Here is a 1,981-nt window from a genome sequence, read left to right as displayed (position 1 = left end):
GGCCGCAGCGGCCGCGTCGGTCGCGTCGGCAGCGTCGGCGCCGTCGCGCAAACGGGCCACGATGCCGATCGAGGCGAGGGCATCATCGTGCTCGATGAAAACGCTGCGCATGCCGAGAACGCGTTTGCGCGCCGCGGGGTGCTTGATCATGTTGCCGGCGATCCGGGCCATCCCGGCGGCGCCTTCGTCTTCGAGCAGCTGGCTGGGCTTGAGCAGGCCCATCTCCGCCGTGCGGATGTGCTCGACCTCGAATCCGTGATCTTCGAGCAGATGGCGCCATTCGGCGACCGTGAGCGGGCGGGCGTTGACTCGGATGGACTTGGACATGGCGACGCGGATCTCGTCCTTCGTCGCCCCGTCGAGATCGTCGGGGGTCAGCGCCAGTTCGTGGATCGCGTAGCGGCCGCCGGGGGAGAGGATCCGGCGAACCTCGTCGAGGATCGCCGTCTTGCCCTTGTCGCCCTGCATCGTGAGCATCGCCTCGCCCACGACGGCGTCCGCCGAATCATCGCCGAGCCCCGTGGCCTGCGCCTTGCCTTCGATGATCCGGCCCCTGTCGCCGACGACGTCTCCGGTCGTCCGTGCGGCGGCGGGGTCTTCGTCGACGCCGACGTAGTCCGACGGCGCCCGGTTGAGGATCTCGGCGGCCGTGATCCCCAGTCCCGGTGCGAGTTCGACGACGCGGGCGTCGGTGAGCCGGGCCTGGTCGAGGATCCACTCCGTCATCTTCCGGCCGCCGGGGCGCAGCACCTTCTTGCCCAGTCGGGCCAGTAGCCAGTGGCCCTGGAGCTGGTCGAAATCCCTGTCGCGTGACGCCATGTCGTGTCTCCCTCGGTGTGTGGCCGGGCGTTCGGTGCCGGCGGTTGCGTTGGCATGCTAATGCGAATTAGCAATGCCGCTTTAGGTGATGAGCTTAGGCTCACCTGACTTCCTTGTCGAGGGAATTGGCCGGAAACGACGAACCGGGCCGTCGCAAAGCAGTTTTGCGACGACCGGGCCGACCCGGAAATGGGCGCGCTACCTGTCCTGCGGCGTCTGGTCGACGAGCTCGTCGTCCTCGGGGATCTCGTCGGCGGGGCGCGGCGGGATGGCGCGGATCTGGTCGCGGCCCAGGCCGGGGCCGAACTGGCGCGGCGGCAGGATGACCTCGCGGCCCAGGCGCAGCGACTCCTCGATGGCGGCGAAGACGCGCACGTCGGCGAGGCCCTCGCGGCCGTCGGGCTCGGGGCGCACGCCGTCGCGGACGCAGTCGATGAAGTACCGGGTCTCGCCGGCGAACTGGTCGACGGACGTCGCCTCGTGGCGCTCGGAACCGCAGTCGGTGGTCAGCGTCCAGTTGCGCGGCGGCTCCGGCGCGAAGCCGTAGCAGGAGTCCGACGTGATGGTGCCCTTCGCTCCGACCAGCTGGAACGTGTCCAGGTCGGCGGCGTTGTAGCTCAGCGTGTACTGGGCGACGCGGTCTCCGGGGAAGCGCAGCGTGACGCCGACGCCGTCCTGGAAATCGAAGTTGCGCCCGCGCGAGGCCACGCCGGTGGCGTGGACGTGGGTGGGCTCTGCGCGGAAGAGATGGCGCACCATGTTGAGCGGGTAGGCGCCGAAGTCCGGCACGGGGCCGCCCCAGAATCCGGAGTGCCCGCGGTGGTTGGCCTCCTCGATGTCGTGGGTGAACGTCGAGGTGAACGTGCGGGTCTCGCCGATGACGCCGCGCGCGACCATGTCGGCCAGCTCCACCATGTAGGCGTCCTGGTGCATGCGGTAGGCGACCATCAGCGCCGCGCCGGTGCGCTCGGAGGCGGCGATCATCGCCTCGCAGTCTTCGACGGAGTCGGCCATCGGCTTTTCCAGCAGCACCGGGATGCCCGCCTCGAGCGCGGGTTCGGCGAACTCGCGGTGCCGGAACACGGGCGTGGCCACGTAGATGCCGTCGATGTCGCCGCGCTCGAGCAGCTGCGGGAACTCGTCGTAGTCGTACACCGCGACG

At 69.7% G+C, this 1,981-nt stretch carries 2 protein-coding genes; both read right to left on the bottom strand.

The window, feature by feature from the left end:
• Window positions 1-819, bottom strand: an 819-nt coding sequence (locus tag GX015_RS03075; protein ID WP_291342722.1) for a class I SAM-dependent methyltransferase, incomplete at its 3' end; no start/stop codon positions are given.
• 198 nt (window positions 820-1,017) lie between these two features.
• Window positions 1,018-1,981, bottom strand: a 964-nt coding sequence (locus tag GX015_RS03070; RefSeq protein WP_291342721.1) for a Gfo/Idh/MocA family oxidoreductase, incomplete at its 5' end; no start/stop codon positions are given.

The sequence above is a fragment of the Corynebacterium sp. genome, from assembly GCF_012837295.1.
Classification (GTDB): Bacteria; Actinomycetota; Actinomycetes; order Mycobacteriales; family Mycobacteriaceae; genus Corynebacterium.
The sequence above is the reverse complement of the archived record's forward strand: the minus strand, read 5'-3'. Positions and strand labels throughout refer to the sequence as shown.